We start from the raw sequence: 511 nt of genomic DNA, 5'->3' as shown, positions 1-511 counted from the left end.
CAACCGAGCACGGCGCCCAAAAATACCGTCACTCCCGGCGTCTCCGCCAGCGCTGGCCAAGCCGAGTCCGCGGCCCCCGCAACGCCGGGCACGCCCGTCGGCGACTCGAAATACAGCCCGTTCTCCGGCAAGAAAATCGATGACCGCACCTGGCAGTTCAGTACGGCCATGAATGCCCCCAAAAAAGCCACAGTGAGGGCATTGGCGGCAAGCGGTGAGGTACTCGCCGCCCGCGAGGTGGATCTGACCTGGACCCGGGTCGGAGGGAGCGAACAATGCGGCGGCCCCTCCACAACAGGGCCCATCCCGCTGGCACTGTAGCCGGCCCTGGCCTGCCACCCCTGCCGTTTCGATTGGTGCGCGCGACGGCGGTGTACAACGCAACAAGGCCGGAAACGCAACGCTGCTTGGGCAGGGCTGTGGTTCAGGGTTTGCCGAAGTCTGGCCTGCCCGGCTGGTCTGCAGCAGGGTCCAGCTCCTGGAAGAGCGTCACTTGAAGGCCGGCCGGTGG

At 66.7% G+C, this 511-nt stretch carries 1 protein-coding gene; it reads left to right on the top strand.

The window, feature by feature from the left end:
* Positions 1–321, top strand: a 321-nt coding sequence (locus tag CXQ89_RS18530; RefSeq protein WP_181032439.1) for a hypothetical protein, incomplete at its 5' end; no start/stop codon positions are given.
* Positions 322–511 lie beyond the last annotated feature (190 nt).

This window comes from Arthrobacter sp. ZGTC212, from assembly GCF_002929255.1.
In the GTDB taxonomy this organism is placed as follows: Bacteria; Actinomycetota; Actinomycetes; order Actinomycetales; family Micrococcaceae; genus Arthrobacter_B; species Arthrobacter_B sunyaminii.
This window is presented reverse-complemented; position numbering and strand designations above follow the sequence as displayed.